The organism is Stenotrophomonas sp. SORGH_AS_0321 (assembly GCF_031453215.1).
In the GTDB taxonomy this organism is placed as follows: domain Bacteria; phylum Pseudomonadota; class Gammaproteobacteria; order Xanthomonadales; family Xanthomonadaceae; genus Stenotrophomonas; species Stenotrophomonas chelatiphaga.
On the sequence record NZ_JAVIZG010000001.1, the window covers coordinates 363,002 to 389,993 of the forward strand.

At 67.5% G+C, this 26,992-nt stretch carries 20 protein-coding genes; 8 read left to right on the forward strand and 12 right to left on the reverse strand.

The genetic code is table 11. From position 1 onward, the window contains the following. Positions 1-111 precede the first annotated feature (111 nt). Both QE373_RS01620 and bfr read left to right on the forward strand, forming a co-directional pair. Positions 112-321, forward strand: coding sequence for a (2Fe-2S)-binding protein (locus tag QE373_RS01620; RefSeq protein WP_309689502.1), 210 nt, complete (start codon positions 112-114; stop codon positions 319-321). Positions 322-423: 102 nt separating this feature from the next. Continuing rightward, positions 424-894 (forward strand): bacterioferritin, encoded by a 471-nt coding sequence (gene bfr / locus QE373_RS01625; protein WP_057509117.1) that lies wholly within the window; start codon positions 424-426, stop codon positions 892-894. 45 nt (positions 895-939) lie between these two features. On the opposite strand, the gene QE373_RS01630 is transcribed toward bfr, so the two are convergent. The 3 genes from QE373_RS01630 to QE373_RS01640 form a co-directional block, all read right to left on the reverse strand. Further along, the gene (locus QE373_RS01630; RefSeq protein WP_309682845.1) at positions 940-3,120 is read right to left on the reverse strand and encodes an ATP-binding protein; all 2,181 of its coding nucleotides are present in this window, start codon (positions 3,118-3,120) and stop codon (positions 940-942) included. A gap of 64 nt (positions 3,121-3,184) precedes the next feature. Next, positions 3,185-5,050 carry an EAL domain-containing protein gene (locus tag QE373_RS01635; protein WP_309682848.1) on the reverse strand — a complete coding sequence of 622 codons (1,866 nt, stop codon included), beginning with the start codon at positions 5,048-5,050 and terminating at the stop codon, positions 3,185-3,187. 28 nt (positions 5,051-5,078) lie between these two features. Beyond that, positions 5,079-5,693, reverse strand: coding sequence for a DUF4126 domain-containing protein (locus QE373_RS01640; RefSeq protein WP_309682850.1), 615 nt, complete (start codon positions 5,691-5,693; stop codon positions 5,079-5,081). A gap of 220 nt (positions 5,694-5,913) precedes the next feature. Here QE373_RS01640 and QE373_RS01645 point away from each other — a divergent pair, with 220 nt between their 5' ends. From QE373_RS01645 to ampE, 5 genes are all read left to right on the forward strand, one after another. Then, positions 5,914-6,657: a DUF6776 family protein gene (locus QE373_RS01645; RefSeq protein WP_309682853.1), complete on the forward strand. Its 744-nt coding sequence runs from the start codon at positions 5,914-5,916 to the stop codon at positions 6,655-6,657. 4 nt (positions 6,658-6,661) lie between these two features. Then, complete coding sequence (locus QE373_RS01650) at positions 6,662-7,132, forward strand: polymer-forming cytoskeletal protein (protein ID WP_309682854.1); 471 nt, start codon at positions 6,662-6,664, stop codon at positions 7,130-7,132. A 31-nt stretch (positions 7,133-7,163) separates the two neighbouring features. Continuing rightward, a complete protein-coding gene (gene erpA / locus QE373_RS01655; RefSeq protein WP_042614293.1) occupies positions 7,164-7,553 on the forward strand; it encodes an iron-sulfur cluster insertion protein ErpA in 390 nt (129 codons plus the stop codon). Between the two features lie 70 nt (positions 7,554-7,623). Then, positions 7,624-8,535: an NAD(+) diphosphatase gene (gene nudC / locus QE373_RS01660; protein WP_123700215.1), complete on the forward strand. Its 912-nt coding sequence runs from the start codon at positions 7,624-7,626 to the stop codon at positions 8,533-8,535. Beyond that, the gene (gene ampE / locus QE373_RS01665; RefSeq protein ID WP_309682859.1) at positions 8,535-9,422 is read left to right on the forward strand and encodes a regulatory signaling modulator protein AmpE; all 888 of its coding nucleotides are present in this window, start codon (positions 8,535-8,537) and stop codon (positions 9,420-9,422) included. Before nudC ends, ampE begins: the two co-directional genes overlap by 1 nt. Positions 9,423-9,506: 84 nt before the next feature. Here ampE and QE373_RS01670 read toward each other — a convergent pair whose 3' ends face one another. From QE373_RS01670 to QE373_RS01710, 9 genes are all read right to left on the reverse strand, one after another. Continuing rightward, positions 9,507-9,932 (reverse strand): DUF2752 domain-containing protein, encoded by a 426-nt coding sequence (locus QE373_RS01670; protein ID WP_309682861.1) that lies wholly within the window; start codon positions 9,930-9,932, stop codon positions 9,507-9,509. A 46-nt stretch (positions 9,933-9,978) separates the two neighbouring features. Then, the gene (locus QE373_RS01675) at positions 9,979-10,257 is read right to left on the reverse strand and encodes a CD225/dispanin family protein (RefSeq protein ID WP_057509275.1); all 279 of its coding nucleotides are present in this window, start codon (positions 10,255-10,257) and stop codon (positions 9,979-9,981) included. 33 nt (positions 10,258-10,290) lie between these two features. Next, the gene (locus tag QE373_RS01680) at positions 10,291-10,581 is read right to left on the reverse strand and encodes a CD225/dispanin family protein (RefSeq protein WP_057509274.1); all 291 of its coding nucleotides are present in this window, start codon (positions 10,579-10,581) and stop codon (positions 10,291-10,293) included. Between the two features lie 153 nt (positions 10,582-10,734). Further along, positions 10,735-12,621 carry an MFS transporter gene (locus tag QE373_RS01685; protein WP_309682866.1) on the reverse strand — a complete coding sequence of 629 codons (1,887 nt, stop codon included), beginning with the start codon at positions 12,619-12,621 and terminating at the stop codon, positions 10,735-10,737. Between the two features lie 541 nt (positions 12,622-13,162). Beyond that, the gene (yccS, locus tag QE373_RS01690; RefSeq protein WP_309682868.1) at positions 13,163-15,361 is read right to left on the reverse strand and encodes a YccS family putative transporter; all 2,199 of its coding nucleotides are present in this window, start codon (positions 15,359-15,361) and stop codon (positions 13,163-13,165) included. Positions 15,362-15,491: 130 nt separating this feature from the next. Continuing rightward, the gene (locus tag QE373_RS01695; RefSeq protein ID WP_309682871.1) at positions 15,492-17,531 is read right to left on the reverse strand and encodes a TonB-dependent receptor; all 2,040 of its coding nucleotides are present in this window, start codon (positions 17,529-17,531) and stop codon (positions 15,492-15,494) included. A 234-nt stretch (positions 17,532-17,765) separates the two neighbouring features. Further along, a complete protein-coding gene (locus QE373_RS01700; RefSeq protein WP_309682873.1) occupies positions 17,766-20,888 on the reverse strand; it encodes an efflux RND transporter permease subunit in 3,123 nt (1,040 codons plus the stop codon). 31 nt (positions 20,889-20,919) lie between these two features. Beyond that, positions 20,920-24,159, reverse strand: a complete 3,240-nt coding sequence (locus tag QE373_RS01705; protein ID WP_309682876.1) for an efflux RND transporter permease subunit — start codon at positions 24,157-24,159, stop codon at positions 20,920-20,922. Positions 24,160-24,234: 75 nt separating this feature from the next. Next, positions 24,235-25,476 carry an efflux RND transporter periplasmic adaptor subunit gene (locus QE373_RS01710; protein WP_309682880.1) on the reverse strand — a complete coding sequence of 414 codons (1,242 nt, stop codon included), beginning with the start codon at positions 25,474-25,476 and terminating at the stop codon, positions 24,235-24,237. A gap of 185 nt (positions 25,477-25,661) precedes the next feature. On the opposite strand from QE373_RS01710, the gene QE373_RS01715 reads away from it, so the two are divergent. Then, positions 25,662-26,981: a M20 family metallopeptidase gene (locus QE373_RS01715; protein ID WP_309682883.1), complete on the forward strand. Its 1,320-nt coding sequence runs from the start codon at positions 25,662-25,664 to the stop codon at positions 26,979-26,981. Positions 26,982-26,992: the final 11 nt, after the last annotated feature.

A 26,992-nucleotide genomic window follows, 5' to 3' on the forward strand; every position in this document is an offset into this window, starting at 1 on the left:
GCTTGAGGCTGAACTTCATCGAGAATGATTCAGGTTGTTAATTGACAACCATTCGCGTTTGAAGTGGAATATCGGCAGGCCAGCATCGGCCTGCCAGACCTGACCGCCACCGTGTACGTCTGTATCTGCAACGGAGTCACCGACCACCAGATCCGCGAAGCCGCGGTGGATGGCTGCATGACGGTGGCCGAACTGACGATGCGCACCGGATGTGGCGCCACCTGCGGGGCCTGCCTGGACATGGCGGCCGACCTGCTGGCCAAGGCACGCAACACCCACGATCTGCCCCTGCCGGTTCTCGTCGGCCTGCAGGCGGCCTGACCACGCGCGCGGCAACGCGCAACTGAGCACGATTCGCGTTCCTTCATCGCCGGCGTAAAGCCGCTACAGTGCCTGCGTTTTCAGCGTGCAGGAGCACCCCCCATGAAAGGCGACGCCAAAGTCATCCAGTACCTCAACAAGGTGCTGTACAACGAACTGACTGCGATCAACCAGTACTTCCTGCACGCCAAGATGCTGAAGAACTGGGGCATCAAGGAACTCGCCGAGCACGAGTACAAGGAATCGATCGAAGAGATGAAGCATGCCGACATGCTGTCTGATCGCATCCTGTTCCTTGAAGGACTGCCGAACTTCCAGGCGCTGGGCAAGCTGCGCATCGGCGAGAATCCGACGGAAATCCTGCAGTGCGACCTGGCGCTCGAGAGCGAGGCCGTGGACGTGCTGCGCGAAGCGGTTGCCCATGCCGATTCGGTTGGCGACTACGTCAGCCGCCAGCTGTTCACGAAGATCCTGGATTCCGAAGAAGAGCACATCGACTGGCTGGAAACCCAGCTGGAACTGATCGGGCGCCTCGGCGAGCCGAAGTACCTGCTGAGCAAGCTGGAAGACTGAGCGGGGGCCATGGGTGCCGACCCAGGTCGGCACTACGGGCCGTTCTTACCGGGGCTGCCAGCCGGCCAGCGCCATGCGCGCGCGCGCGAATTCCGCTACCACCCGCGCGGCGGCGACCGTCGGCATCTCCAGCGTGCCATTGCGCGCTTCCAGTTCGATGCGCCGTGCGGCGGTCGACAAGGCCATCGCCCCGACATTCGCGCTGGATGACTTCAGGCTGTGCGCCAGCGCGCGCAGCCGGTCCTGGTCACCTTCCTGCGCCGCCGCCTGCAGCTGCTGCACCGCGATCGGTGTGTCGTGCAGGAACGCATCGATGATCGCCTGCGTGCTTGCCCCGATCACCTCGTGCAGTTCATCCAGCACGGTCGGGTCCAGCGCGGACTGCGAAGACGCCGCATCTTCGTCCGCTGCCACCACCTGGTGGTGCGCCTGCGTGCTGCCGATGTCCTGCGCGCCCAGCGTCCAGCGCTTGAGCACGCTGCGCAGCACCGAAAGCTCCACCGGTTTGGACAGGTAGTCATCCATTCCGGCGTGCAGGCAACGCTCGCGGTCACCGGCCATGGCGTTGGCGGTCATGGCGATGATCGGCACCCGGGGACGCGTGGAGACCGCTTCCTGCGCGCGCCACTGGCGGGTGGCCGCGTAGCCATCCAGCACCGGCATCTGGCAATCCATCAGCACCACGTCGATGCCGCCCGCCTGCAGCTCGCCCAGCGCCTGTTCGCCATCGTGGGCGGTGCGCACCGTGCAGCCCATGACTTCCAGAACGCGCTCGGCCACCATCAGGTTGACCATGTTGTCTTCCACCAGCAGCACGCGCAGGTCCAGCCTGTCATGTGCCTTGGCTGCGGTGGGGGCCAAGGTCGCATCGCCCAGCAGCGCGGCAGGGCGCGCCGAGCGCGTGGCCAGCGGCACCAGCACCGCGTGCAGCGCCGCGTCGGCCGCCAGTTCGTCCACCCAGTGCTGGCCATTGCGCGCGGGCGCGTTGCCCAGGTGCAGCCAGAGCACCTGCGGGGCCTCCGCGCCGCGCTCGGCCAGGGCCCGCTGCACGGAGGCATCGCCGTTGCGCAGCAGGCGGCCATCGACCACCAGCCACGCCAGTGCCCGGCTGGTCGCGCGGACCGCTTCCAGCGCCACGGCCAGCGTCTGCACCGCCTGTACCTGCAGGCCATGCTGCGCACCGACGCGATGCACGCGCTGCTGCAGCAGCGGATCATTGCTGAGCAGCAGCAGGTTGCCGAGTTCCGGACCGTGCCCGCTGCGGGTATCGCCCAGTGCCTTCAGCAGGGGAATCTCGAACCAGAACATGGCGCCCTGGCCGGGCGTGGAATGCACGCCGATCTGCCCCTGCATCAGCTCGATGATGCGGCGGCAGATCGCCAGCCCCAGGCCGGTGCCGCCGTAGACCCGCGTCGTCGAGGCGTCGGCCTGGCTGAAGGACTGGAACAGGCGTGACTGCTGTTCCTGGTCGATGCCGATGCCGGTGTCCAGCACCTCGAAACGCAGCTCGTGCCGGAACGGGGTTTCACCCAACCGGCGGACCTTCAACGTTACCTGGCCGCGGGCCGTGAACTTGATCGCATTGGCCAGCAGGTTGCTGAGTACCTGGCGCAGCCGTACCGGATCGCCGCGCACCGACAGCCGCACCGCAGGATCCAGCTCCAGCACGATGCGCAGGCCCTTGGCTTCGGCCGCACGCTGCATCAGTTGCACCACGCCTTCCAGCAGTTCGCGCAGGTTGAAGGTGGTGGTCTCCAGCACCAGCGCATTGGCTTCCAGCCGCGAGTGGTCGAGGATGTCATCGACGATGCGCAGCAGTTGCTGCGAGCTGGTGACTGCCGTGCCGAGCATCTGCCGCTGGTCCGGTTCCAGGCTGCCACGCCCGATCAGGTCCAGCATCGGGATGATGCCGTTGAGCGGGGTGCGGATCTCGTGGCTCATGGTGGCCAGGAATTCGCCCTTGGCCAGCACCGCCGCTTCGGCGGCCTGTTTGGCCAGCAGCAGCTGCTGCTCCAGTTGTCCCTGCTGGTCGTGAAGGCGCTGCAGGCGGTCCAGCTCCTGCTGCAGCTGGCGCAGTCGCTGTTCGCCCTCGGCCTGGGCTGTCCGCTGCGCGCCGTGCAGCTGCGCCCGCAGCGGCCACAGCAACAGCGCCACGCAGGCCGCCGCCAGCCCAAGCCAGGGCCACGGGCCGTTCCAGTGCAGTGCCACCGCCAGCAGGCAGCCCACGCTGATGGCCGCCGCTGCGAGCCCTGCCCGGTGGATCCATCGGCCCCGTCCGTGGGTCACCGGGTCAGAGCACCGCGTTGAGGAAATCGAAATCCAGGTCGCTGCCGGCCGACTGCACCATGTTGCCCTGGATGAAATCCACGCCGCCGACCCACATCGCCGCGGCCGCCTGCGGATCCTCGATCTGCTGCCCGATGATCAGCAGGTTGGCGCGGTGGGCGACGTCGATCGCCCCGCGCATCTCATCGCGCGTCTGCGGATTGGCGTGGCTGCTGCTGAAGCGTCCGGCCATGCGCACGAACGACAGCGGCAGCTGGCTCAGCAGGGCATTGGCTTCCGGGCCGGGCTCGAACTGGCTCAGGCAGAAGCGCACGCCCAGCGCGCTCACCCGCATGCAGAACTGCTGCAGGGTGACGGTGTGGATCAGTGCATCGGGCAGGCGCACGTCGATCACCAGCGCACTGCCGTCCAGCCGCCGCTGCTGCAGCGATTCGATCAGCCAGTCGGCGAAGGCATCACGTGCGAGCGTGCGCAGCGACTGCGATACGAACAGGTGCAGTGGCGGCGTGGCATGCCGGTAGTGGTCGAGCAGGCCGAGTGCGTGGTCGATGACCTGCTGGTCGAGGTCGGCGATGCGGCCGGCCGCTTCGGCAGCGGGGATCACCTGGCCGGCGGTCAGCACGCTGCCATCGGCCTGGCGCAGCCGCAACAGCACCTGGTACTGCGCGTTGCCGCCACCGGCCACCGCGACGATCGGCTGGTAGGCCAGTTCCAGCTGGCCGTCCAGCATCGCCAGGTGTTCATCGCTGCTGGTCTCTTCGTGCGGGACGAACCCGGCCACGCCGGCGCTCAGCAGGCGTGCCTGCAGCGTGGTGCGCTCGATCGCCTCCAGCGCGCTGCCCACGTCCGGGAAGCCTGGCGAAAGGGCCGCGAAACCGATTACCCCGCGCAGGTGCACCGACTCGTCATCGCGGATCACGAAGGCGCGGGCGGACAGCTGCTCGCGCAGCGACTGCGCGGTGGCGTCCAGCTGCTCTTCGTCCACGCCGCGGGCGAGGGCGAGGAAGCTGTTGTCGTTCAGGCGTGCCAGCAGGTGCGGCTGCGCAGCTTCGGCCAGACGCTGGCCGGCCTGCACCATCAGGCGCTCGAAGGCGGCATAGCCGTAGCGTTCGCGCAGGCCCAGCGCGCTGGCGATTTCGATGAAGAACAGGCCGCCGCGGTCGCGGTGACCGAGTGCGGCAGACAGCTGCTGCAGCAGGTGGTGGCGGGTGGGCAGCCCGGTTTCCGGATTGTTGAGCAGCGGACCGCCGCGCTCACCGGTCTGCGCAGCGGCCTGCGCGCGCGCGCGCCGGATGCGGTTGGAGACCGCCGCGATCAGGTGGCGCGGACGGATCGGCTTGCTCAGGTAATCATCGGCACCACTGTCGAGGACTTCGAACTGGCGTTCCGGATCGGGATCGCCGCTGAGGAAGACGATCGGCAGCATCTGCAGGCCGGGCAGCTGGCGGATCATCGCGGTCAACCGCATGCCGTCCAGTCCGGGCAGGTGCAGGTCCATCAGGATCAGGTCCGGCGCGTGTTCCTTCAGGGCCGGCTGCACGCTTTCCGCATCACCCACCACGATCGCTTCCATGCCGGCGCCGTGCAGCACGCTCTGCGCGAACAGCGCCTGCGCGCGGTCGTCTTCCACGACCAGGATCCGGTACGGCGCATCGCTGGGGATCAGCCCGTGGGGCAGGTCGTCCTGTGCATCCGCGGCGGCGTGCAGCGGCGGAGGGGTTGCCCCGGGCAGGGCGACGACATTGTCGTCTGCCGCCGTCGTCGGCGCTGCGCTGGAGGCCTTTTCGGAAGGCGTGCTGGCCCAACGCTGCCAGTGGTCGGCAGGCGGGGTTTCTGCACGCAGGTTGCGTGGCGGGTAGGTGTCGTTCACGGAGTCGCCGGCAAGGGGAATAGGGAGATTATGCGGCAGGCCCGGTGCGGGGCGCGTCGCGATCGGTTCCGGTCAGCCAGCGCACGCTTTTCCACAGCGCACGCCAGACCAGCCAGACCGTCAGCGCGCCGGCCAGGCTGCAGGCCAGCACCACGCCCAGCGCAAGCCAGGGATGGGCCAGCGCCAACGCCAGCCCGCCGACCACCACGGTGTCCTCGGCGGCCGAGGCGACCCAGTTGCTGGCCGGCTCGGGCGACGTGTTCAACAGTGCCCGGGTACCGGACTTGAGGCCGTGGCTGGCCAGCGCAACGCCGGCCCCGGCCAGCAACGTCCCGGTGCCCAGGTCGCCATCGGGCGACAGCGTGGCGGCGGCCAGGAAGGCGCCTGCGGGGACGCGGGCCAGGGTCTGCAGCAGGTCCCACGCCGAATCCACGCCGGGGATCTTGTCGGCGAAGAATTCAGCGACGGCCAGTACCGCCGAGGTCCCCAGCACCCACCACGATTCGGTGGCCTGCAGCGCCGGTGGCAGGTCGACCCAGCCCAGCAACCCGGCCAGTCCGACGCCGAACACGGTGAGGTAGACGCGGATGCCGGCCAGCCAGGCCAGCAGGATGCCGATCACGAACAGGTGGGCGTCGGTCATGGCGCAGGCTCCGGTCAGGAACGTGATCACGCCGACGGCAGGGGGACCGCCGGCACGTACGCACGCTCGAAGGCTGCACTATCGGTGATGGAGAGGCTGAATGCCACAGGCCGGATCGGGGGCCGCGGCCGGTGTCGCCTGCGTCCTGGACTACAATGGCCCCGACTGATCCGCCGAGGCCGAGCCTGCATCGCACTGAACGATGCTCCGGAGACCTGCCATGAACAACCGTCCGCCTTCGCGCGTCCAGATCCGCATGCCCGGCCAGGGCGCCGCGCCGCATGACCGTCGCCGCCTGTGGATACTGGGCGCTGCTGCCCTCGTCGCGCTGCTGCTTGCCGGCCTGCTCGGCTTCTGGCTGGGCCGCCCTGGCGGTGAACTGGGCGATACCCTTGAAGGGGCGCAGCAGCGTGCTGAAAGCCTGCAGGCGCAGCTGGTCGAACTGCGCCAGAAGCAGGCCACGCTGGAAGCGTCCGACCGCATCAGCCGGGCGGCCAACAACGAGGTGCAGGCCTCGCTGGCCGAACGGGACGAGGAAATCGCCGGCCTGCGCGCCGATGTCGCGTTCTATGAGCGCCTGGTCGGTGCCACCAGCCAGCGCAAGGGCCTCAACACCCATTCCATCGAATTCCGTCCGGAGGCGGCGGGCACCTGGCAGTACGCGCTGGTGCTGACCCAGAACCTCAACCGCGGGGCGATCAGCCAGGGCCAGATGCGCTTCACCGTGGAAGGCGTGAAGAACGGACGCCTGGCCACGGTCAGCTGGGATGAACTGCACCAGCGCAGCAACGTGCCCGGCCAAGAGTACTCGTTCCGATATTTCCAGCAGCTGGGCGGCAGCGTGATCCTGCCGGCGGACTTCACCCCGCAACGGGTTAAGGTCACACTGGGCAGTGGAACGGGGGGTTCCACACAGGTATTTGACTGGAAACAGGCCGGCGCACCGGCCGCGAACGGGGAGTAGGCAGATGTTTGGAAGCAGCAAGTCCAGCCGTGACGGACAGCTGGTGGTCGATGCGTTGATCGGCAGCCAGGTGGTGATCCGCGGCGACGTCGAATTCAGTGGCGGCCTGTATGTGGAAGGCCGCATCCACGGCAAGGTGATTGCCCAGGAAGGTGCCAGCGCCGCCAACATCACCCTGTCCGACAACGGCGTGGTGGAAGGCGAGATCCGCGCCCAGGTGGTGGTGATCAGTGGCCGCATGGACGGCGACGTGCACGCCAGCGAGCGGGTCGAACTGACGCCGAGCGCCCGCGTGAACGGCAACATCCATTACCAGGTGGTCGAAATGGCCGCCGGCGCGCAGCTGAATGGCCGGCTGATCCACGCCAGCGCCCCGATGGCCGCGCTTCCGCCGCCGGAAGGCGCCGCAGAGGAGGCCGGTACCGGCAAGGGCGATACCGCCGCGCGCCGCAAGCTGGCCGAGGCGATGGCTTGAAAGCCGGTCCGGGCGGCCCCATGCTGACCGCATGAGCACGCTGATTTCACTACCCGGTACCGCTGAAGCGGCGCCGGGCTACCAGTCCCTGGACCGCCCGTTGAACTTCACCGAGTCCGCTGCGGCGAAGGTGCGCGAGCTGATCCAGGATGAAGGCAATGCCGAACTGGCGCTGCGCGTCTACATCGAGGGCGGTGGCTGTTCCGGCTTCCAGTACGGCTTCGAATTCGACGAGAACCGCGCCGAGGACGACCTGGCCGTGCAGACCAGCGGGGTCACCCTGCTGGTGGATCCGCTGAGCCTGCAGTACCTGATGGGCGCGGAGGTGGATTACACCGAAAGCCTGACCGGTGCGCAGTTCGTGATCCGCAATCCGAACGCCAAGACCACCTGCGGCTGCGGCAGCAGTTTCAGCATGTAAGCGGCTTCGGGCAGCGCCTGGCGTGCTGCCGAGGCTTGCCAGCAACCGCCGGTGCGGGCAGGCTTGCCGCATGTCTACCCATCTTTCGCCGCTGTCCGGTTTTTCCTTCGTTGGCGAGCCGCTCGAGCGCGCCGATGCCCTGCGTGCAGACCCCGATGCCCTGGCACGGCTGTGGCCCGACGCCCGCCTGCTGGTGCTGGACCGCGACGGCACCGCCTTCACCGGCGCCGATGACCAGCCGCTGCCGTTGACCGGCGCTGAGGTCGGCGGTGGTCCCGGCACGGCGGTGTTTCTCGGTCTGCGCGGCGAGCAGGCCTGGTTTTCCGTCGAAGCGTCGGTGCTGGACGTGGCCGCGCCCGGGCGCATGGACCTGCGCCAGGCCGCGCTGTCCTGGTCGGTGGCCGATGCCAGCGCCTTCAGCTATGCACGCGGCATGTCGTACTGGCATTCGCGCAATCGCTTCTGTGGCGTATGTGGCGGCGAGGTGCGCTTCGAACGCGGCGGCTTCGTCGGACGCTGCCAGCAGTGTGCGGTGGAACATTACCCGCGCGTGGATCCGGCGGTGATCGTGGCCGTTGAAAACCGCGGACGCCTGCTGCTGGGCCGGCAGGCCAGCTGGGCACCGCGTCGCTACTCGGTGCTGGCCGGCTTCGTCGAGCCCGGCGAAATGCTGGAACAGACGGTGGTGCGTGAAGTGTTCGAGGAGAGCAAGGTCCGCGTGCGCGCCTGCCAGTACCTGGGCACCCAGCCGTGGCCGTTCCCCGGCGCCCTGATGGTGGGCTTCCGCGCCCAGGCCGACGATGGCGAACCGGAAGTGGATGGTGAGCTGGAAGACGCGCGCTGGTTCACCGCCGAAGAGGTAGGTGCGGCGATCGCACGCGACGTGCACGACGACGGCGAAGGCATCCGCCTGTCGCCGCCGATCTCCATCTCCCGTAGCCTGATCGAACACTGGTACCGGCAGCAGCCTGGGAGCGCCTGATGTTCACCACGCTGGTCGCCGTGCTGGTTGCCCTGGCGCTGGGCCACGTTGCGCCGGCGGCTGCCGCCACGCTGCGCCGTTTCGATGGCTTCCGGCGCTGGCTGGGCTGGCTGGACCTGCATGCCGGGCCGTCCGCGCGTGGTCCGCTGGGCGTGGCGTTGGCGGTGTTGCCGCCGGTGCTGCTGCTGGGCCTGCTGGCGTGGTTGCTGCGCGGGACGTTGTTCGGGCTGCCTTCGCTGTTGCTGGGCATTGCCGTACTGGCCTGGTGCTGGGGTCCACGCGACCTGGACCGTGATGTCGAAGCGGTCATCGATGCCGACGAGCCGGCGCTGCGCCATGCCGCCCTGCACACGCTGCAAGCGGCGGGCGGCAGCCTGCGCGATGACCTGCCCTCGCTGGTCGACGTGACCGTCTACAATGCGCTGCGGCGCTGGTTCGCGGTGCTGTTCTGGTTCCTGCTGCTGGGCCCGGCCGGTGCGCTGGGTTACCGCCTGCTGGCCCTGATGTCGATCAGTCCGATGCGCGCGCTGGTGGCGCCGGAAACGCTGCTTGCTGCGCAGCGCGTGCTGGGCTGGGTGGAAGGGCCGGTGGCGCAGTTGATGGCGCTGTCGATGGCGTTGGTGGGGAACTTCGATACCGCGTGGAAAGCCTGGCGGCACGCACATGGCGAACGCTGGCGGCAGGATATCGGCTTCCTCGGCGCGGTGGCGCGGGCCAGCGTCAATGCCGAACTGCGCGAAGAAGCGCACGACTACACCGAAGCCGGCCTGCTGCCGGTGTGGCAGCGCCTGCCCGAGCTGCGCGATGCGATGAGCCTGGTCTGGCGCATGCTGCTGCTGTGGCTGGCGGTACTGGCGCTGCTGGTGATCGCCGGCTGGGTGACGTAGCGCCGGGGCATTGGCTGACGGCCAGCGGCCGTCACTACCGGGGTATTGGTTGACGGCCAGCGGCCGTCACTACCGGGTGCGGGATCAGCCTGGTGCCAAGCCGGTGAACGGTGCCCATGGCAGGTTGCGCAGCACCGCATAGCCGACCAGCACGATCAACCAGAACATCGGCGAGGCCAACAGCCGCATCAGCGGATCGAGTCGTCGCGGGCGGATGCCGGCGCCGTTGAGCAGCATCAGCAGCAGCAATGGCAGGCTGAGCACCAGCAGCGGGTTCATCGCCATCGCCCCCGGCAGGTCGAAGTGGACCAGTGAGTACAGGCAGCGCGTGCTGCCGCAGCCGGGGCAGTACAGCCCGGTGAGCGCATACAACGGACAGGACGGCAGCGGGTTGCCAGCCGCGTAAGGGTCGACGTTGTGCAGCACCACCGTCGCGCCCACGGCCAGCGTGGCTACGGCGGCCAAGGGCAGCCAGCGTTGCAGCGAAGGTGGGGGGGTGGGCAGGGACATACGGGAAAAGCGGGACCCGGCGCGATGCCGGATCCCGCCAGGCAACTCAGTAGCCGCTGTTGCTCAGCGCGCCCATGCCACCCAGGGCAACGACGAAGATCGCGTACAGGACGATGACCACGACGCCGGCGATTGCCGCCCACATGGCGAACTTCTTGGCTTTGTCCGAGGCTTCGCGGGCACCGGCGATATCACCGGCAGCAACCTTGCTGTTGACCTGCGCGGCGAAGACGATCGACACGATGCCGAGCGGCAGGCAGCAGAACAGCGTGCTCAGGATCGCCCAGACGAGGTGATTCGGAATCTGCGGGGTGGTGGCATTCATTGCATAAGCTCCTTGCGGGTGGGTGGTGGTGACTCAGTTACCGGAGAGAGCGCCCAGCGCGGCGAGGCCGCCGAACAGCCCGAACCACAACAGCAACAGGACCGGCAGCGCAGCAGCCGAAGCCACTGCCCACCACCCCGCCTTGCGCGATGCCTCCTGCGCGCCCACCAGGTCACCGGCAGCGCGGCGGCCATCAACCTGGGCCGCATAGACGATCGACACCACACCCAACGGCAGGCAGCAGAACAACGTCGACAGGATCGCCCAGACCAGATGGTTGGGGACGTACACCGACGAGGTGCCGATTGGCGGTGGATGGTTCAAGTGCGAGACTCCATTCCTTGGTGGCCGGCGTTTCACGGCGTGCCGGTGCGCCCCCCTGTGGCTGGGTAATCTACAGCAACATGCGTCACCTGTATGCGTTTCCGGCACGAATTCTGGAAACGCTTACAGCCTTGCCGCAGGGGGCGTGCCGGCTCAGGCGTGGTCGCCGCGCAGGGCACGCACCTGCGCCTCCAGCCGTTCTGCGCTGGCGGCACTGCCCTCCACCGCCGGCGCCGCCACCACTTCGATGGTGGCGCGGAAACGGCGCGGTACCCGCATGCGGCCGAGTCGACTGTCGCGGCGACTCCACATGCTGGTCCACATGCCGCGCAGGGCCATCGGTACCACCGGCACCGGGCGCCGCTCGAGGATCTTGTCCACGCCGCTCTTGAAGGCCCCCATCTGCCCGTCGCGGGTCAGCGCTCCTTCTGGGAAGATGCACACCAGCTCGCCCTCGGCCAGCGCCGCGTCGATCTCATCGAAGGCGCGCAGCATCAAGGCGCGGTCTTCCTTGGCACCGGCGATCGGAATGGTCTTGGCGGTACGGAAGATCCAGCTCATCACCGGAATGTTGAAAATGCGGTAGTACATGACGAAGCGCACCGGGCGCGGGATGCTGGCCGACAGGATCAACGCATCCAGGTAACTGACGTGGTTGCAGACGATCAGCGCCGCGCCTTCGTCGGGCACGTTGGCTTCGATGCCGTGCGGACGCAGCCGATACAGCGCACGCACCATCAGCCAGCTGAGGAAGCGCATCAGGAATTCGGGCACGATGGTGAAGATGTAGATCGCCACCAGCGCGTTGGCGATGGCCAGGCCCAGGAACAGCTGCGGGATGGTCACCCCCGCCGCGTGCGCGGCCAGCCCGACGCCGGCGGCGGCCACGATGAAGCCGGAGTTCTGGATGTTCAGGGCCGCGAACACGCGCGACATTTCCGACTTCGGCGTGCGGCTCTGGATCAGCGCGAACAGTGGCACCACGAAGAAGCCGGTGAACAGGCCGATGCCGAGCAGGTCGATGATGATGCGGATGCTGCCCGCCTGCTGCACGAACGCCGCTACGGACAGCCCCTGCGCCGTGGCTTCACCGGCACGGGCGAAGTACAGGTCGAGCAGGAAGGCGGTCATGCCGAACGCACCCAACGGCACCAGTCCGATTTCCACCGTGCGGCCGGACAGCTTTTCGCACAGCAGCGAACCCACGCCGGTACCGATCGAGAACAGGGCCAGCGCGAAGATGTACAGCGTAGGCTCGCCGCCCAGGTTGGTGATCGCGTAGGTCGGCAACTGCGAGGTCAGGAGGGTGCCGACGAACCAGAACCAGGACACGCCGAGGATCGCGTTGCGCACCGCCTTCTGCTTCTTCGCCATGCGCAGCACGGCCAGCGATTCGGGCAGGGGATTCCAGTTGATCTTCAGCTCCGGCGCGCCGGCGTCGACCTTCGGGATCATCCGCGCGCAGACGTTGCCGAGCACCGCCAGCGCGATGACCGCGGTCGCCGCAACGATGGGTCCGTGACTGCCGGCCAGGGTGAAGATCAGGCCACCGACGATCATGCCGGTGAGGATGGACATCGAGGTACCCATCTCCACCAGCCCGTTGCCGCCGGTCAGTTCCTCCGGCTTCAATATCGAAGGCAGTACCGAGTACTTCACCGGCCCGAACAGGGTGGACTGCAGCCCGGTGCAGAACAGCGCGATCAGCAGCAGCGTCATGTTCTGGGTGAGGAAGCCGGCCGCGGCCAGCGTCATGATCACGATCTCCATGGTGGTGGTGATCACGATCAAGCGTGATTTCTCCACCTTTTCGGCGATCTGTCCGGCCAGGGCGGAGAACAGGAAATACGGCAGGATGAAGATCGCCGGCGCCAGCGTGGTGTACAGCGTAAGTTCTTCCTTGGGCACGCTGAGGTAGTACAGCAGGCCGATGATGGCCTGGCGGTACACGTTGTCATTGAACGCGCCGAGCGACTGCACGATGAAGAACGGCAGGAAGCGGCGTTGGCGGAGCAGGGCGAACTGGCTATGGCCTGACATGGAAACTCCCTTCGGACCGGCGAAGCCTAGCATCCGGTGATGTGAGGGTGGTTGCCTGCGGCAGGCTTCAAGCAAGATCAAGTTCAACGTCAACGTCAACGTCAACGTCAACGTCAAGTTCAACGTCAACGTCAAAAGCTGCAGGGCTGTGGGTGGTGCGGCGGGGTGGCTGTGCAGGACACGCCGTTAACCCGTCCATGGGGGCTCGCTTTTCGCATCCATGCGAAAAGACGGTCCTGCACAGCCACCCCGCCCCACCTTCGACAGGTCCATGGTGGCCATGGACAAGGCGGTGGGCGGGAAGGTTAGGAGGAAGAAAGGGCCCTGACCCCTGCCTTTGCTTTTTTTATTTTCATTGCGCGGGTGGCGGCCACCGGAACCTGTCAGGGGGCCGGGCGGTGGGGCTGGGCGGGGGCGTTGAGCGCCATGGATGGCGCGAAACGAGGCCCGCAGGAGCGGCTCTTGCCGTCCCCCGACCAGCCCCACCGCCCGGCCCACCCCCAGCTGCAGCTTCAGACAACAGCCACCCGCGAGGGGGGGCTCACCCGTTCGCCGTCCGTTCCCGCACCGTTCCCTGCACCGCCTCATCCGCCGCGCTGCGCAGCTTCGGCAGCAACCGCAATGCCAGTGCCACCTGCGTACGGATCAGCTGCAGCTTCGGTGGCATCGCATCATCGAACTGCTCCAGCTGTTCGGCCATGCCGCGGTCACCCTCGCTGTCACCCTCCGCGATCGGTCGGCGTTCGGCCAACGCGCTCGCCAGTTGCTTCAACGATTGCTGCACGTGCTCGCCGGCAGACAGCGCCAGCGGGTCCTGGGCGAAGCTGTCGACCTGGTCGCGATGGGCGCCCAAGGCGGAAAGATGGCCGAGCAGCGTGTTGGACAGCGCAAGGAAGCGGAAGCTGGCATCGAGGTTGCGGCGCACATGGCCGGGCTCGCGCAGCATGTTGGACAACGCCGTGGACAGCGCGGCGTCCGCGTTGTGCATGTCGCGCCGGGCGATGCGGTAGGCGAGGTCATCACGCATGCCGCTGCGGTACTGGCCCAGCACCGCCTCCAGGTAGCGCGCTGCACTGTCCAGCACGCGTGCCAGGACCTTGTTGAGCTGGCGGCCCTGCCAGTCCGGCAGGATCAGGAAGGCGGCCGCGGCGGCGATCGCGCAGCCGAGCACGGTGTCGACCATGCGCGGCACGATCAGCACGAAGCCATCGCCGATCAGGTTGAAGCAGGTCAGTGCCATGACCGTGATCGCGCCGGACGCCACCAGGTAACGGTCGGTGCGGGTGAAGAAGAACAGCAGGGCCGACAGCAGCGCGATCAGCAGCTGGCTGTGCAGTTCCTGGAACAGCTGCAGCAACGCCCAGGTCAGCACTAGGCCGCCCAGCGTGCCGGCGATGCGTTGCGCCAGCCGCTGCCGGGTGGCGCCGAAGTTGGGCCGGCACACGAACACGATGGTCAGCAGCACCCATGAACCGTTCTGGAAATTGAACACTGAGATGGCGGCGAAACCCACCACCAGCGCGATCGCCATGCGCAGGCCGTGGCGGAACAACACCGAGCCCGGGGTCAGCTGCTGGCGCAGGCGGGTGGCCATTTCGCGCAGGGTATGCGGGTTGTTGTCACGCAGGCGGGTATCGACGTTGTCCAGCGTGGCATCCGAATTCTCCGCATCCAGCAGCCGGCGGCCGATGCTCTGCAGGTTGTGCACCAGCAGGTCCAGCGAGGCCAGCAGGCGACGCCACTGCGGGCGTTCCTGGGCGCGCAGGAAGGCCAGCGAATCGACCAGGTCTCGCGCGGCCTGCTGGTTGCTGTCGCCGTACACGAACGGGCGGCGCACGCGGATCGCCTCGCCCAGCCGGGCGCACGCCTGTCCCTGCAGGTCGAGCAGGCGCTGGCAGCGGTACAGCACGTCGCTGTGGAAGAACGCATCCACCAGCGCCCCGTACGGATAGTGCGAGGAGCTGGCGCGCTCGTGGAAGTCCTGCGCGGTGTAATACAGGCGCAGGTACAGGCCGGAGTTCACCGCCGGCCGTCCGGAGCGCCCGAAGCGGGCCAGGATGGCGGTCTTGGCGATGTTCAGTGCTTCGACCACGCGGCGGTTCTGTTCGGCCAGCGCCAGCTGCCTGCGCTGCAGGTCGGCCTCGCGCACGGGCTCGAACAGGGTGGCCTTCAACTGCAGGTAGCGGCCCAGTTCAACGTAGAGCCGGGCCACCCGTTCGCGCACCGGGCGGTTGGCGAACAGCGCGGTCCACAGGATCGACAGCAGCCCGTACCAGGTCGCGCCCGCCAGCAGGTGGCTGACCGCATCCAGCGCCGCATGCCAGTCATCGGCGCCATGCTGCTCCAGCCCGATCATGGTGTAGATGGCCAGGGTCACGGTGGCCTGCGCGATGGAGGCATAGCGTTCGCCCAGTCCGCCAAGCAGGGTCAACCCGAAGGTAGACAACGCCAGCGCACTGATGAACACCCACGGCAGCGGGAACAGCCACACGACCGCGGCGGCGGCGATGCAGAAGCACAGCAGTGACAACACCACCGCTTTGGTGCGGCCCCATGCATTGTCGTCGGTTTCGGCGATGGCGCTGGCGATGATGCCGAGGAACACGCCGGGCAGTGCGGGCAGCGCATCGAAGTGCCAGCACACTGCCATCGCCGTACTCAGGGCGATGAAAACACGCAGGCCATAACTGGCCTTTTCGTGCGCCCACAGGCGGCTGAGACGGGATTCTGGAACGGACATGCGGGCTCGGCAGCAGCATCAGCCCCCATTATTGCGGCACCGGCGTGAAAAAAGGGGACGGAGGGGATTAAGTCGTATCCGGCCCTGCGTCGGCCGGCTACGACGTGATCCCCTCCGTCCCTTGTCTCATTCAGAGGTCCAGGCGGACGCTGACGGCGAAGGTGCGCGGCAGGCCGACGCCTGCGTTGGACCAGTACCTGCGGTTGGTCAGGTTCTCGACACTGCCCCGCCAAGTGACGGCGTGACCGGCGGCCTGCATGCGGTAGCCGACGCCTGCGTTGAACAGGGTGCAGTCCGGCAGTTTCAAGGTGTTGTCCGCGTCATACCAGACATCGCCGTAGTAGCGGCCGGCCGCATACGCTTCCAGCCCATCGACCCACGGCAGCTGCCAGCTGGCATGCAGCACGCCGCTCCAGCGCGCCGCCCCCACGGTGCGGTTACCCTGCTGGCTGGCGCTGGACGGCGACAGCTTGTCGTAGGTCGGGTCGAGCCAGGTCGCACCGCCGCCGACGGTCAGTGCATCGGTCACGCGCACATCGGCACTGGCCTCGATGCCCTCGTACAGGGTGATGCCATCCTGTACCAGCAGCCTGCCGGCATCGGTGAGGCGATCGATGTTGGCGCCGCGCTCCAGCCGGAACGCGGCCACGTTGCCACTCCAGCGCGACGACTCGACCTTCGCGCCCACTTCCAGCTGCTTGCTGATGGTCGGATCGAGCACGTCGCCGGCATTGAGGTAATCGGTGCCGACCCGGCTTCCGGCTTCCAGCGACTCCACGTAGCTGGCATACAGCGTCCAGGCGGCGTTCGGCTTGAACATCACCGCGTAGGTCGGGGTCACCGGGTAGGTGTGGTAGCTGCCCTTGTTCTCGAAGTCGTTGTAGCGCGCGCCCAGCAGCACCGACCAGCCACCGCCAACGTCGACCGTGTCGCTGGCGAACAATGCCTTCTGCTGGGTCTCGCTGCCGCGGCTGAGCACGTGCGATCCCACCGCATCGTGGCGCAGCGTGGGGTGCTGGTAGAGGTTGCCGCGGCCGATGGTGCTCCACTCATACGGGCGGTCCCAGCCGAGCCCGGTCTGGTGGCTGGCGCCGGCCACCACCTGGTGTTTCAGCGGGCCGGTCTGGAAGCGGCCCTGCAGCAGTGCCTGGGCCAGCTTCCATTCGCTCTTGCCGCCTAGCTCGTAGACGTTGACGTCATAGTCGCCGTTGGTATCGTCGATGTAGGCGAAGATCTTGTTGACGTCATTCCAGGAGCTGGTGAAGCCGTAGCTGAAGCTGGCCTTCCAGTTGCTGCTGATCTGCCAGTCCAGCGCGGTCGACAACAGGCTGGAGCGGGTGTCGTAGTAGGTGCCCGGAATACCGTTGTCGACGTCGCCGGCCAACGCTCGCGGCAGCGAGGTCAGGCCGATGAAGTAATACTGCGGCGATTCCCCGGACAGGTCGCGTTGCTGGAACACCCCGTCGAAGGTCCACGTCACCGCATCGCTCAGCCGTGCGTCCAGCGAGAGCGCAGCGACCTTTCGATCCACGTCGCCGCCGTTGAAGGTTTCGCCCTTCTCCTGGTAGGCGTTGAAGCGGTAGCCGAACATCTGTTCGTTGCCGAAGCGACCGCCGCTGTCGACGCCGGCGCTGACGATGCCCTGCTCGCGCCAACAGAGCTGGGCGGACAGCGTCGGCAGGTCGGTCGGTTTCTTGGTCACGTAATTGACGATGCCGCCGGGCTGGCCGAAGCCATACATGAAGCCGCCAGGGCCTTTCAGCAGTTCAACCTGCTCCATCACTTCCAGCGGCCACTCGGTGCCCCACGAGGACACCTGCAGGCCGTTCACGCGGTAGCTGTCGTAGCTGAGGTCGATGCCGCGGTTGCGGATCGGCGAGCTCCAGCCACTGGCATACGCGCTGACCTGGATGGTGACCGATGGGTCCAGCAGGAAGGCTTCGCCGAGCGATACCACCTGGCGCTGCTCGAGCTGCTCCCGGCCGACGGCGGTGATCGCGAACGGGGTGTCGTGCAGGCTGCGATCGCCAAGCGCGCCGGTGCTGGCATGGGTGCGTTCGGCGGTGACTTTCACCGCGTCAAGATCAGTGGCGGACTGCGCATGCACGGTGCAGGCGCAGGACAGGGCAGCAGCCAGCAGGGCGCGGCGGGGGAAACGGGACAACGGCATCGAAGGGGTCCTCCGCGGACAGCACAGCGCCGTCCGCGATCAGCAGATGGCGGGAGAGGGTCGATGGCTGGATCAGGCAGGCTGGCCGGGAACCGGCAGCGGGGGCGCCGCAAAGGGGGCGTCAGACCGTGGCTGGCGCGCATCTTAGCAAAAAGGGGACGGAGGGGATTAAGTCGTTCATGGCCCTTTGCGAGCTGAAAGCGACTTAATCCCCTCCGTCCCCTTTTTGTCGGGTCAGGCGCGGGCGGCGCGCCTGAGCTGTTTCTTTTCGCGGCGGCGGCTGCGCCAGCTGCGCCAGTGCTGGGCCAGGCAGGAGAAGATCACGTACAGCGCCGGGGTGCTGAGCAGGGTCAGGCTCTGCGAAAACAGCAGGCCGCCGATCATCGCGATGCCGAGCGGGCGGCGCAGTTCGGAGCCTTCGCCGATGCCGATCGCCAGCGGCACCGCGGCAAGGATCGCCACCATGCTGGTCATCATGATCGGGCGGAAGCGCACGATGCTGGCTTCGCGCGCGGCTTCCAGCGCACTCTTGCCGTGCTCGCGCTGGGCCACCACCGCGAAGTCGATCATCATGATCGCGTTCTTCTTGACGATGCCGATCAGCAGCACCAGCGCGATCATCGAGATCACCGACAGTTCCGTGTTGGTGCCGTACAGCGCCAGCAGCGCGCCCACGCCCGCAGCAGGCAGCGTGGACAGGATCGTCACCGGGTGGATCAGGCTTTCGTACAGCATGCCCAGCACCAGGTAGACGGTCATGATCGCGGCCATCACCAGCACCAGCATTTCCATCGGGTCCGAGTCGAAGCCGAAGCCACCGCCCTCGGCCAACCGGATGTCGCCGGGCATGCGCATGCCGGCCACGGTGCTGTCGATGATCGCCTTGGCCTCGCCCATGCTGGTGCCCGGCGCCAGGTTGTAGCTCAGCTCCATCGTGGTGTACTGGTTTTCGTGGGTGATCTGCGAAGGTGCCAGGCCGGGGACCTGCTCGGCCACCGCGGTGAGCGGCACCATTTCGCCATTGCCCGCACGCACGTACACCTGGTCCAGCGCGCCCGGCGTGGCGGTCTGCTCGGGCAGGGCGTTGACCACCACGCTGTACTGGTTGATGTCCGAATAGATGGTGGAGATCTGGCGCTGGCCGAACGCGCCGTACAGTGCACCGTCGATGGCGCCGATCGAGATCCCCAGGCGCGCGGCCTTTGCCCGGTCGATGACGATGTTCTGGCGCAGTCCGGCATCGTCGACATCGGTGCCCACGTCGGCCAGCTTCGGGTTCTTCTTCAGCACCGCCTGCAGCTTGGGCAGCCACTCCTGCAGCTGGGCCAGGTCGTTGCCCTGCAGTGACACGCGGTACTGCGCGCCCTGGCTGGAGCCGCCGCCGTCATTGCTCGGCAGGTCCTGGATGGCGCGCAGGCGCAGCTGCAGGTCGGGGTAGCGGTCGGCCTTGGCACTCAGGCGGGACAACGCCTGCGCGGTGGTTTCGCGGCGGCCGTCCTTGCGCGACTTCAGTTCAATGTTGAACTGCGCGCTGGAGCCTTGCCGGCCACTGCCCAGGCGCACGCCAACGGTCTTCACCGCCGGATCGGCCATCAGCATGTCGGTGATGCGGCGCTGGCGGTTGACCATGTCTTCGAAGGAGACCGTCGCGCTGGAGTTGGCACGGCCCCAGATCAGGCCGGTGTCCTGCGGTGGGAAGGCGCCCTTCTTGACCGCGCCGAACAGGAAGATGGTCACCCCGATCAGGATCAGCGGGGTCAACGACAGCAGCAGCGCGTGGCGCAGCGAGAAGTCCAGCAGGCGGGTATACACGCGCAGCATGCGGTCGTGCCCGGCGTCCAGCCAACGGCCGAACCGGGTCGGCTTGCCGGCATCGGTGTGCGGGTCCAGGAAGCGGCTGCACAGCGCCGGGGTCAGCGTCAGCGAGATGATCATCGACACCACGATGGCCGCCACCAGGGTGACGGTGAACTCGCGGAAGAACGCGCCCATCATGCCCTTGGCGAACAGCAGCGGAATGAACACCGCGACCAGCGAGGCGGTGATCGAGACGATGGTGAAGCCGATCTCGCGCGCGCCGGTGAAAGCCGCCTGCATGCGCGGCATGCCCTCGTCCAGGTGGCGCATGATGTTTTCGATCACCACGATCGCATCATCGACCACGAATCCGATCGCGATCACCAGCGCCAGCAGGCTCAGGTTGTTCAGGGTGAAGCCGAGCGCGTACATCACCAGCGCCGCACCTGCCAGCGACAGCGGCACGGTGACGGCGGCGATCAGCGTGGGCGCCAGCCGGCGCAGGAACAGCGCCATGGTCAGCACCACCATCGCCAGCGCGATCAGCAGGGTGATCTGTACTTCATGCAGCGAGCCGCGGATGGTCGGGGTGCGGTCGAAGTACGGGGTCAGCGTGGTCCCGGGCTGCAGGTAATCGCGCAGGGTGGGGATCTGCTCCTTGACCCGGTCCACGGTCTCCACGATGTTCGCGCCGGCGCGGGTGAACACGTACATCACCACCGCCGGTTTGTGGTTGAACCACGCCGCCTGGTAGGCGTCCTGCTGGCCGTCGTAGACGTTGGCGATGTCCTGCAAGCGGATGATGCGCCCGTCGGCGCCGGTCTTGATGATCAGGTTGGCGAAGTCCGCCGCGCGTGCCACCGAATCATTGGCGATGATCGCGGTGGTGGTGTTGCCATCGCTGAGGAAACCGGTGGGCGAGGTGACGTTGGCCGCGCGTACCGCGTTGCGCAGGTCATCGGCGGTCAGCCCCAGGGCATTCATCAGCCGCAGGTTGACGTCCACCCGCACCGCCGGCGTCGAGGCACCAGCGATATCCACCGACGACACCCCGGTTATCTGGCGGATGCGCTGGGCGAGCAGTGAATCGGCGACGTTGTACAGGTCGTCGGCGGACTGCGTTTCGGAGGTCAGCGCGATCGCGATGACCGGGTCGTCGTTGGGGTTGGCCTTGGAAAACATCGGCGACCCCAGCCCCGACGGCAGGTCGGCCTGGGCCGAATTGATCGCCGTCTGCACGTCCAGCGCGGCCGAATCGATGTCGACATCGCTCTGGAAGATCATGAACACCAGCGAGCTGCCTTCCGAGCTCGACGAGCGCATGCGGTCGATGCCGGGCAGCTGGCCGAGGTGGCGTTCCAGTGGCGCGGTGACCGTGGAGGCCATGGTCGACGCATCGGCGCCGGACTGGTTGGCATGAACGAAGATCACCGGGATCTGGATGTTCGGCAGCGCCGACACGCCCAGTTTCAGGTAGCAGATCAGGCCGATGATGAACAGGCCGATCGCCAGCAGCGCAGTGCCGATCGGGCGGCGGATGAAGGGGCCGGAGATGTTCAACGCCACGCTCCTGCCAGCACGTCGGTCATGCTCACGCCTGCGGCTCCTGCACCGGGCCGTCGCCACGACGCGCCGCACGCTGTTCGCGGCGTCGCGCCAGCCATTCGGAGAAGCGTTCCATGTACAGGTAGATCACCGGCGTGGTGTACAGCGTCACCAGCTGCGACAGCAGCAGGCCGCCGACGATGGCGATGCCCAGCGGACGGCGCAGTTCCGAGCCGATGCCGGTGCCCAATGCCAGCGGCAACGCACCCAGCATCGCCGCGGCGGTGGTCATCATGATCGGGCGGAAACGCAGCAGGCAGGCGCGGCGGATCGCCTCGTGCGCGTTGGCACCGGTGCGCCGTGCTTCGATGGCGAAGTCGACCATCATGATGCCGTTCTTCTTGACGATGCCGATCAGCAGCACGATGCCGACGATACCGTCCACCGACAGGCTCAGGCCGCTGAGCATCAGCGCCAGCAACGCGCCGACGCCGGCCGGCGGCAGGGTGGAAATGATGGTGATGGGGTGGATGTAGCTTTCATACAGCACGCCCAGCACGATGTAGATCACCACCAGCGAAGCCAGCAGCAGCCACACCACGTCGGTCTGGCTGCCGGTGAACTCAGCGGCCTTGCCGATGAACTGCGCATGCACCTGGGTGGGCAGCTGCAGTTCGGCCTGGGTCTCTTCGATGGCCTTCACCGCGGCGGACAGCGAGTAGCCGGGCGCCACGTTGAAGGAGATCGTCACCGCCGGCAGCTGCTGCTGGTGGCTGACCACCAGCGGGGCGCTGGTCACCTTGCTGTCGGCCAGCGCGGACAACGGAATGATGCCGCCGCCGCCCACCGTGATGCCGGTGTTCTGGTTGCCGATGCCGGTGGCGGTGGAGGAGTTGGACGAGCTGACCTGGCCGAAACTGGTGGCGTTGGTGCCGGTCAGTGCGCCGGTGCCGTTGGACGCCACCGCCAGCTGCTCCATCAAGGCGGTGCTGGTGCGGAACTCCGGCGCGACTTCCAGCACCACGCGGTACTGGTTGAGCTCGGTGAAGATGGTGGAGATCTGGCGCTGGCCGAACGCATCGTAGAGCGTGTCGTCGATGGTCTGCATCGGCACGCCGAGCACGCTGGCCTTGTCGCGGTCGATGTTCAGTTCAAGCGCGCGGCCCTGGGTGGACAGGTTGTTGTCCACGTCGGCCAGCTCCGGGCGCTTGCGCAGCGCTTCGGTCATGCGCGTGGCATGGGTGGCCACTTCATCGGCCTGCACGTCCGACAGCACGAACTGGTAATCGGTCGCGGCCACGCGCGTATCCAGGGTCACGTCCTGCACCGGCTTGAGGTACAGCGCGATGCCCGGGATGTCACGCACGGCGTGCTGCAGGCGCGGCAGGATCACGTCCATGCCATCGCGCTCGCCGCGCTCCTTCAGCACGATCGACAGCTGGCCCTGGTTGAGCGTGGGATTCATGCTGCCGGCACCGATGAACGCCGACACGCCGGTGACGTCCGGGTCCTTGCGCAGTGCCTCGGCCACCGCCTTGGTGCGCTGTTCCATCTGCGGGAAGGCCACGTTCTGGTCAGCCTGGACCACCGCGGTGATCATGCCGGTGTCCTGGTCGGGCAGCAGGCCCTTGGGGATCAGCAGGTACAGCACCACGGTCAGCACCAGCGCCGCGCCTGCCACCGCCAGGGTGATCGGCTGGTGCGCCAGCACCCAGTCCAGGCTGCGCTCGTACAGCCCGACGGTGCGGCTCCACAGGTTCTGTTTCCCGGCCGCCGCCGAACGCTCATGCGCGTCTTCGCCTTCCGGCAGCTCGTCCGGCTTGAGCAGGTAGGCGCACATCATCGGGGTCAGGGTCAGCGAGATCAGCATCGACAGCGTGACCGCGATGCTCAACACCCATGCGAACTCATGGAACAGCCGGCCGGTGACGCCGGGCATCAGCAGCAGCGGCAGGAACACCGCCACCAGCGAGACGGTCAGCGACAGCACGGTGAAGCCGATCTGGCGGGCGCCGATCTCGGCTGCTTCCTTGCCACTCTTGCCCTGTTCGATGTAGCGGACGATGTTCTCGATCATCACGATCGCATCGTCGACCACGAAGCCTGTGGCCACCACCAGCGCCATCAGCGAAAGGTTGTCCAGCGACATGCCGGCGAAGGCCATCACCGCGAAGGTGCCGGCCAGCGACAGGGGCACCGCCACCGAGGGAATGATGGTGGCCCACAGGCGGCGCAGGAACAGGAAGATCACCGCGACCACCAGACCGATGGTCAGGATCAGGGTGAACTGCACTTCATGCACGGAGGCGCGGATGGTCTCGGTCCGGTCGGAGAAGATCTCCAGGTGCACGTCGGCGGGCAGCACGCCCTGCAGCTGCGGCAGCAGGGCGCGGACGCGCTCCACGGTCTGCACGATGTTGGCGCCGGGCTGGCGGCGCACTTCCAGCAGCACCGCCGGCTTGCCGTCGGCCCAGGCGGCCAGCTGGTCGTTCTCCACGCCGTCCACCACGCTGGCGACGTCGGACAGGCGCACCGGCGCCCCGTTGCGGTAGCTGATGATGGTGTCGCGGTACTCGGCGGCACTGGTCAGCTGGTCGTTGGTGCCGATGCTGTAGGACTGGGTCTTGCCGTTCAGCGAGCCCTTCGGCGCACTGACGTTGGCCTGGGTCAGCGCGCTGCGCAGGTCTTCCAGGGTCAGCCCCATGTTGGACAGCTGCGCCGGATTGACCTGGATGCGCACGGCGGGGCGCACGTTGCCGGCGATCGACACCAGCCCCACGCCCTGCACCTGCGAAAGGCGCTGGGCGAGGATGGAATCGGCGTAGTTGTTGACCTCGCGCAGCGGGCGCGTGTCGGACGTCAGCTTCAGGGTGACGATGGCCGCATCGGCCGGATTCACCCGGTTGTAGACCGGCTGGTAGGGCAGCGAGGAGGGCAGGGTGGCCTGGCGGATCGCGGCCTGCACGTCCTGCGCGGCGATGTCGATGTCCCGTTCCATCGAGAACTGCAGGATGATCGTGGACAGTCCGGCCGACGAATCGGAGGTCATCAGCTCCAGCCCGGAGATCTGCCCGAACTGGCGTTCCAGCGGCGTGGTCACCAGCGAGGCCATGGTGGTCGCGTTGGCACCGGGGTACTGGGTGGTGACCACCAGGCTGGGCGCATCGATTTCCGGCAGCGCCGACACCGGCAACTGGCGGTAGCCGAGGATGCCGAGCAGCAGCAGGCCCGCCATCAGCAGCGAAGTGGCGATCGGGCGGCGGATGAAGAGGGTCGAAAAGCCCACGTGCGGATCCTTGCTGGAACGTCATGACAGCGCCGGCAGAAGTGCCGGCGCCGGTAACTCAGGCGATTCCCGCGCTCAGCGCGGGCCACCACCGCGGCGGCCGCCGCCGTTCTGCTGCTGTGCCGCCTTCAGTTCGGCTTCGGTCGGCGCGGCCGGGGTCTGGCCCGGCTTCAGCGCGTTGACCTTGGCCCCCGGCTTGAGCCGGAACTGGCCTTCGCTGACCACCCGCTCGCCGCCCTTCAGGCCTTCGGTGACCTGCACGTGGCTGTCACCGACTTCCACGCCGCTGCGCACGGTCTGCATCTTGACCGTGTTGTCGGCCTGCACCACGTAGACGTATTCGCCGTCCGGGCCGCGCATCACGGCCTGGGTCGGGATGACGATGCCGCCACCGATGGTGCGCAGCTGCAACCGCACGTTGACGAACTGGCCTGGCCACAACACGTTGGCCTGGTTGTCGAACAGGGCGCGGGCACGGAAGGTGCCGCTGTCGCTGCTGATCAGGTTGTCCACCACGTCCAGGGTGCCGTCGCCGCTGATGACATGGGCATCGGTGCGGTCCAGCGCGGCGATCTGCACCGCGCCGGCCTGCTGGGCGGCGCGCACGTCGCCCAGCTGGCGCTCGGGCAGGTTGAACACCACGTGGATGGGATGCACCTGGGTCAGGGTGACCAGGGCGGTCCCGGCGCTGACCACGTTGCCGGCGTCCACCGCGCGGATGCCGGCCACGCCGGTGATCGGCGCGGTGACCTTGGTGTACTGCAACTGCACCTGGGCGGCGCGCATGCTGGCTTCGTTGGCCGCCACCGCGCTTTCGAACTGGGCCACCTGGTTGCGCTGGGTGTCCAGGTCGGTCTTTGCGACGTACTGCGCGTACTCCGGCGCGCTGGAGCGCTGGTAGTTGGAGCGCGCGGTGGCCAGCTGCGCCTGGTTCTGGCGCTTGGCTGCCGATGCCTCGTCGTAGCTCGCCTGTGCGCTGCGCGGGTCGATCACCGCCAGCACGTCGCCCTTCTTCACCTCCTGGCCTTCGCGGAAGTTCAGGCTCATCAGCTGGCCGCCGATCTGCGGACTGACGGTGACGGTATTCATCGCGCTCACCGTGCCCAGCGCGCTGGCGTACACCGGCACGTCCTGGCGCTGCGCTTCGATCACCGTCACCGGCACCGGGCCGGCGTCGGCCTGCGGCCCACCCCGCTCACCGCTGGCGGCGGCTTCGCCCGACGGCTTGTCCTTGCCGCCACCGGCCATGCGCAGGCCAACGAACACGACCACCAACACTGCCACCACCAGCAGCACGATCTTCCACAAACGCGACATTCCAATCACTCCTGGGGGCTGGGCCGGGCAAGGCGCACGGCTGGCAAGGTGCCAAGCATACCTGCGGGCGATGCCGCTGCCTGCATGCCAAAAGGGTCGGATGCTCAGACCCTGCCCGGGTCCGAAGGTTCCCGAAAGCGACGGCTTGGCCTACATTCAAGCGCAACCCTACCGTGGAGATCCCGATGCCCCGTCGCGCGCTGCTGTCATCCGCCCTGCTGCTGGCCCTGCCGATGCTCGCCCATGGCCAGGCGGCCGAGCGCCCCGAAGTGGCCGCCGCCGCCCAGCGCCTGCAGGCCCAGGTGGTGGAGTGGCGCCGCGATTTCCACCAGCACCCGGAGCTGTCCAACCGCGAGGAGCGCACCTCGGCGGAGGTGGCCAAGCAGCTGCGCGCGATGGGCCTGAAGCCGAAGACCGGCATTGCCCACCACGGCGTGGTGGCGATCATCGAAGGCGGCAAGCCCGGTCCGAAGATCGCCCTGCGCGCGGACATGGACGCGCTGCCGGTGACCGAACAGACCGGGCTGCCGTTCGCCTCCAAGGCCACCAGCACCTACCGCGGCCAGCAGGTCGGGGTGATGCACGCCTGTGGCCACGATGCGCATACCGCCACGCTGCTGGGCGTGGCCGAAGCGCTGGTGGCGATGCGCAAGGACCTGCCGGGCCAGGTCATGCTGATCTTCCAGCCTGCCGAAGAGGGCGCGCCGTCGCCGGAAGAGGGCGGCGCGGCGCTGATGCTGAAAGAGGGCGTGTTTGCCGACTTCAAGCCGGAGGCGGTGTTCGGCCTGCATGTGTTTTCCAGCGTGCAGGCCGGCAAGATCGCGGTGCGGGGTGGCCCTTTGATGGCGGCCTCGGATCGCTTCGGGATCAAGGTGATCGGCCGCCAGACCCATGGTTCGGCGCCGTGGAACGGGGTGGACCCGATCGTGGCCACGGCCGACCTGATCGGCACCGCGCAGACCATCGTGAGCCGCCGCACCAATCTGGCGCAGCAGCCGGCGGTGGTGACCTTCGGTGCGATCAACGGCGGCATCCGCTACAACATCATCCCGGACGAGGTGGAGATGGTGGGCACCATCCGCACCTTCGACGAGGGCATGCGCCAGCAGATCTTCGCCGACCTGCGCAACGTGGCCGAGCACACCACGGCGGCGCACGGGGCGACGGCGGTGACGGAAATCTACGAGGCGGAGGGCAACCCGGCCACGGTCAACGACCCGCAGCTGACCGCACGCATGCTGCCGAGCCTGCAGGCGGTGGTGGGCAAGGACAATGTGTACGAGCCGCCGCTGCAGATGGGCGCGGAGGACTTCTCGCTGTTCGCCAGGGAAGTGCCGGGAATGTTCTTCTTCGTTGGTTCCACCAGCGAGGGTATCGACCCGGCGAAGGCGCCGGCAAACCATTCGCCGAAGTTCCTGCTGGATGAGAAGGCGCTGGATGTGGGCCTGCGGGCGTTGCTGCAGGTCAGCCTGGATTATCTGCACGGCGCGCCTGTCGAAGGCTGAGGGTATGCCGT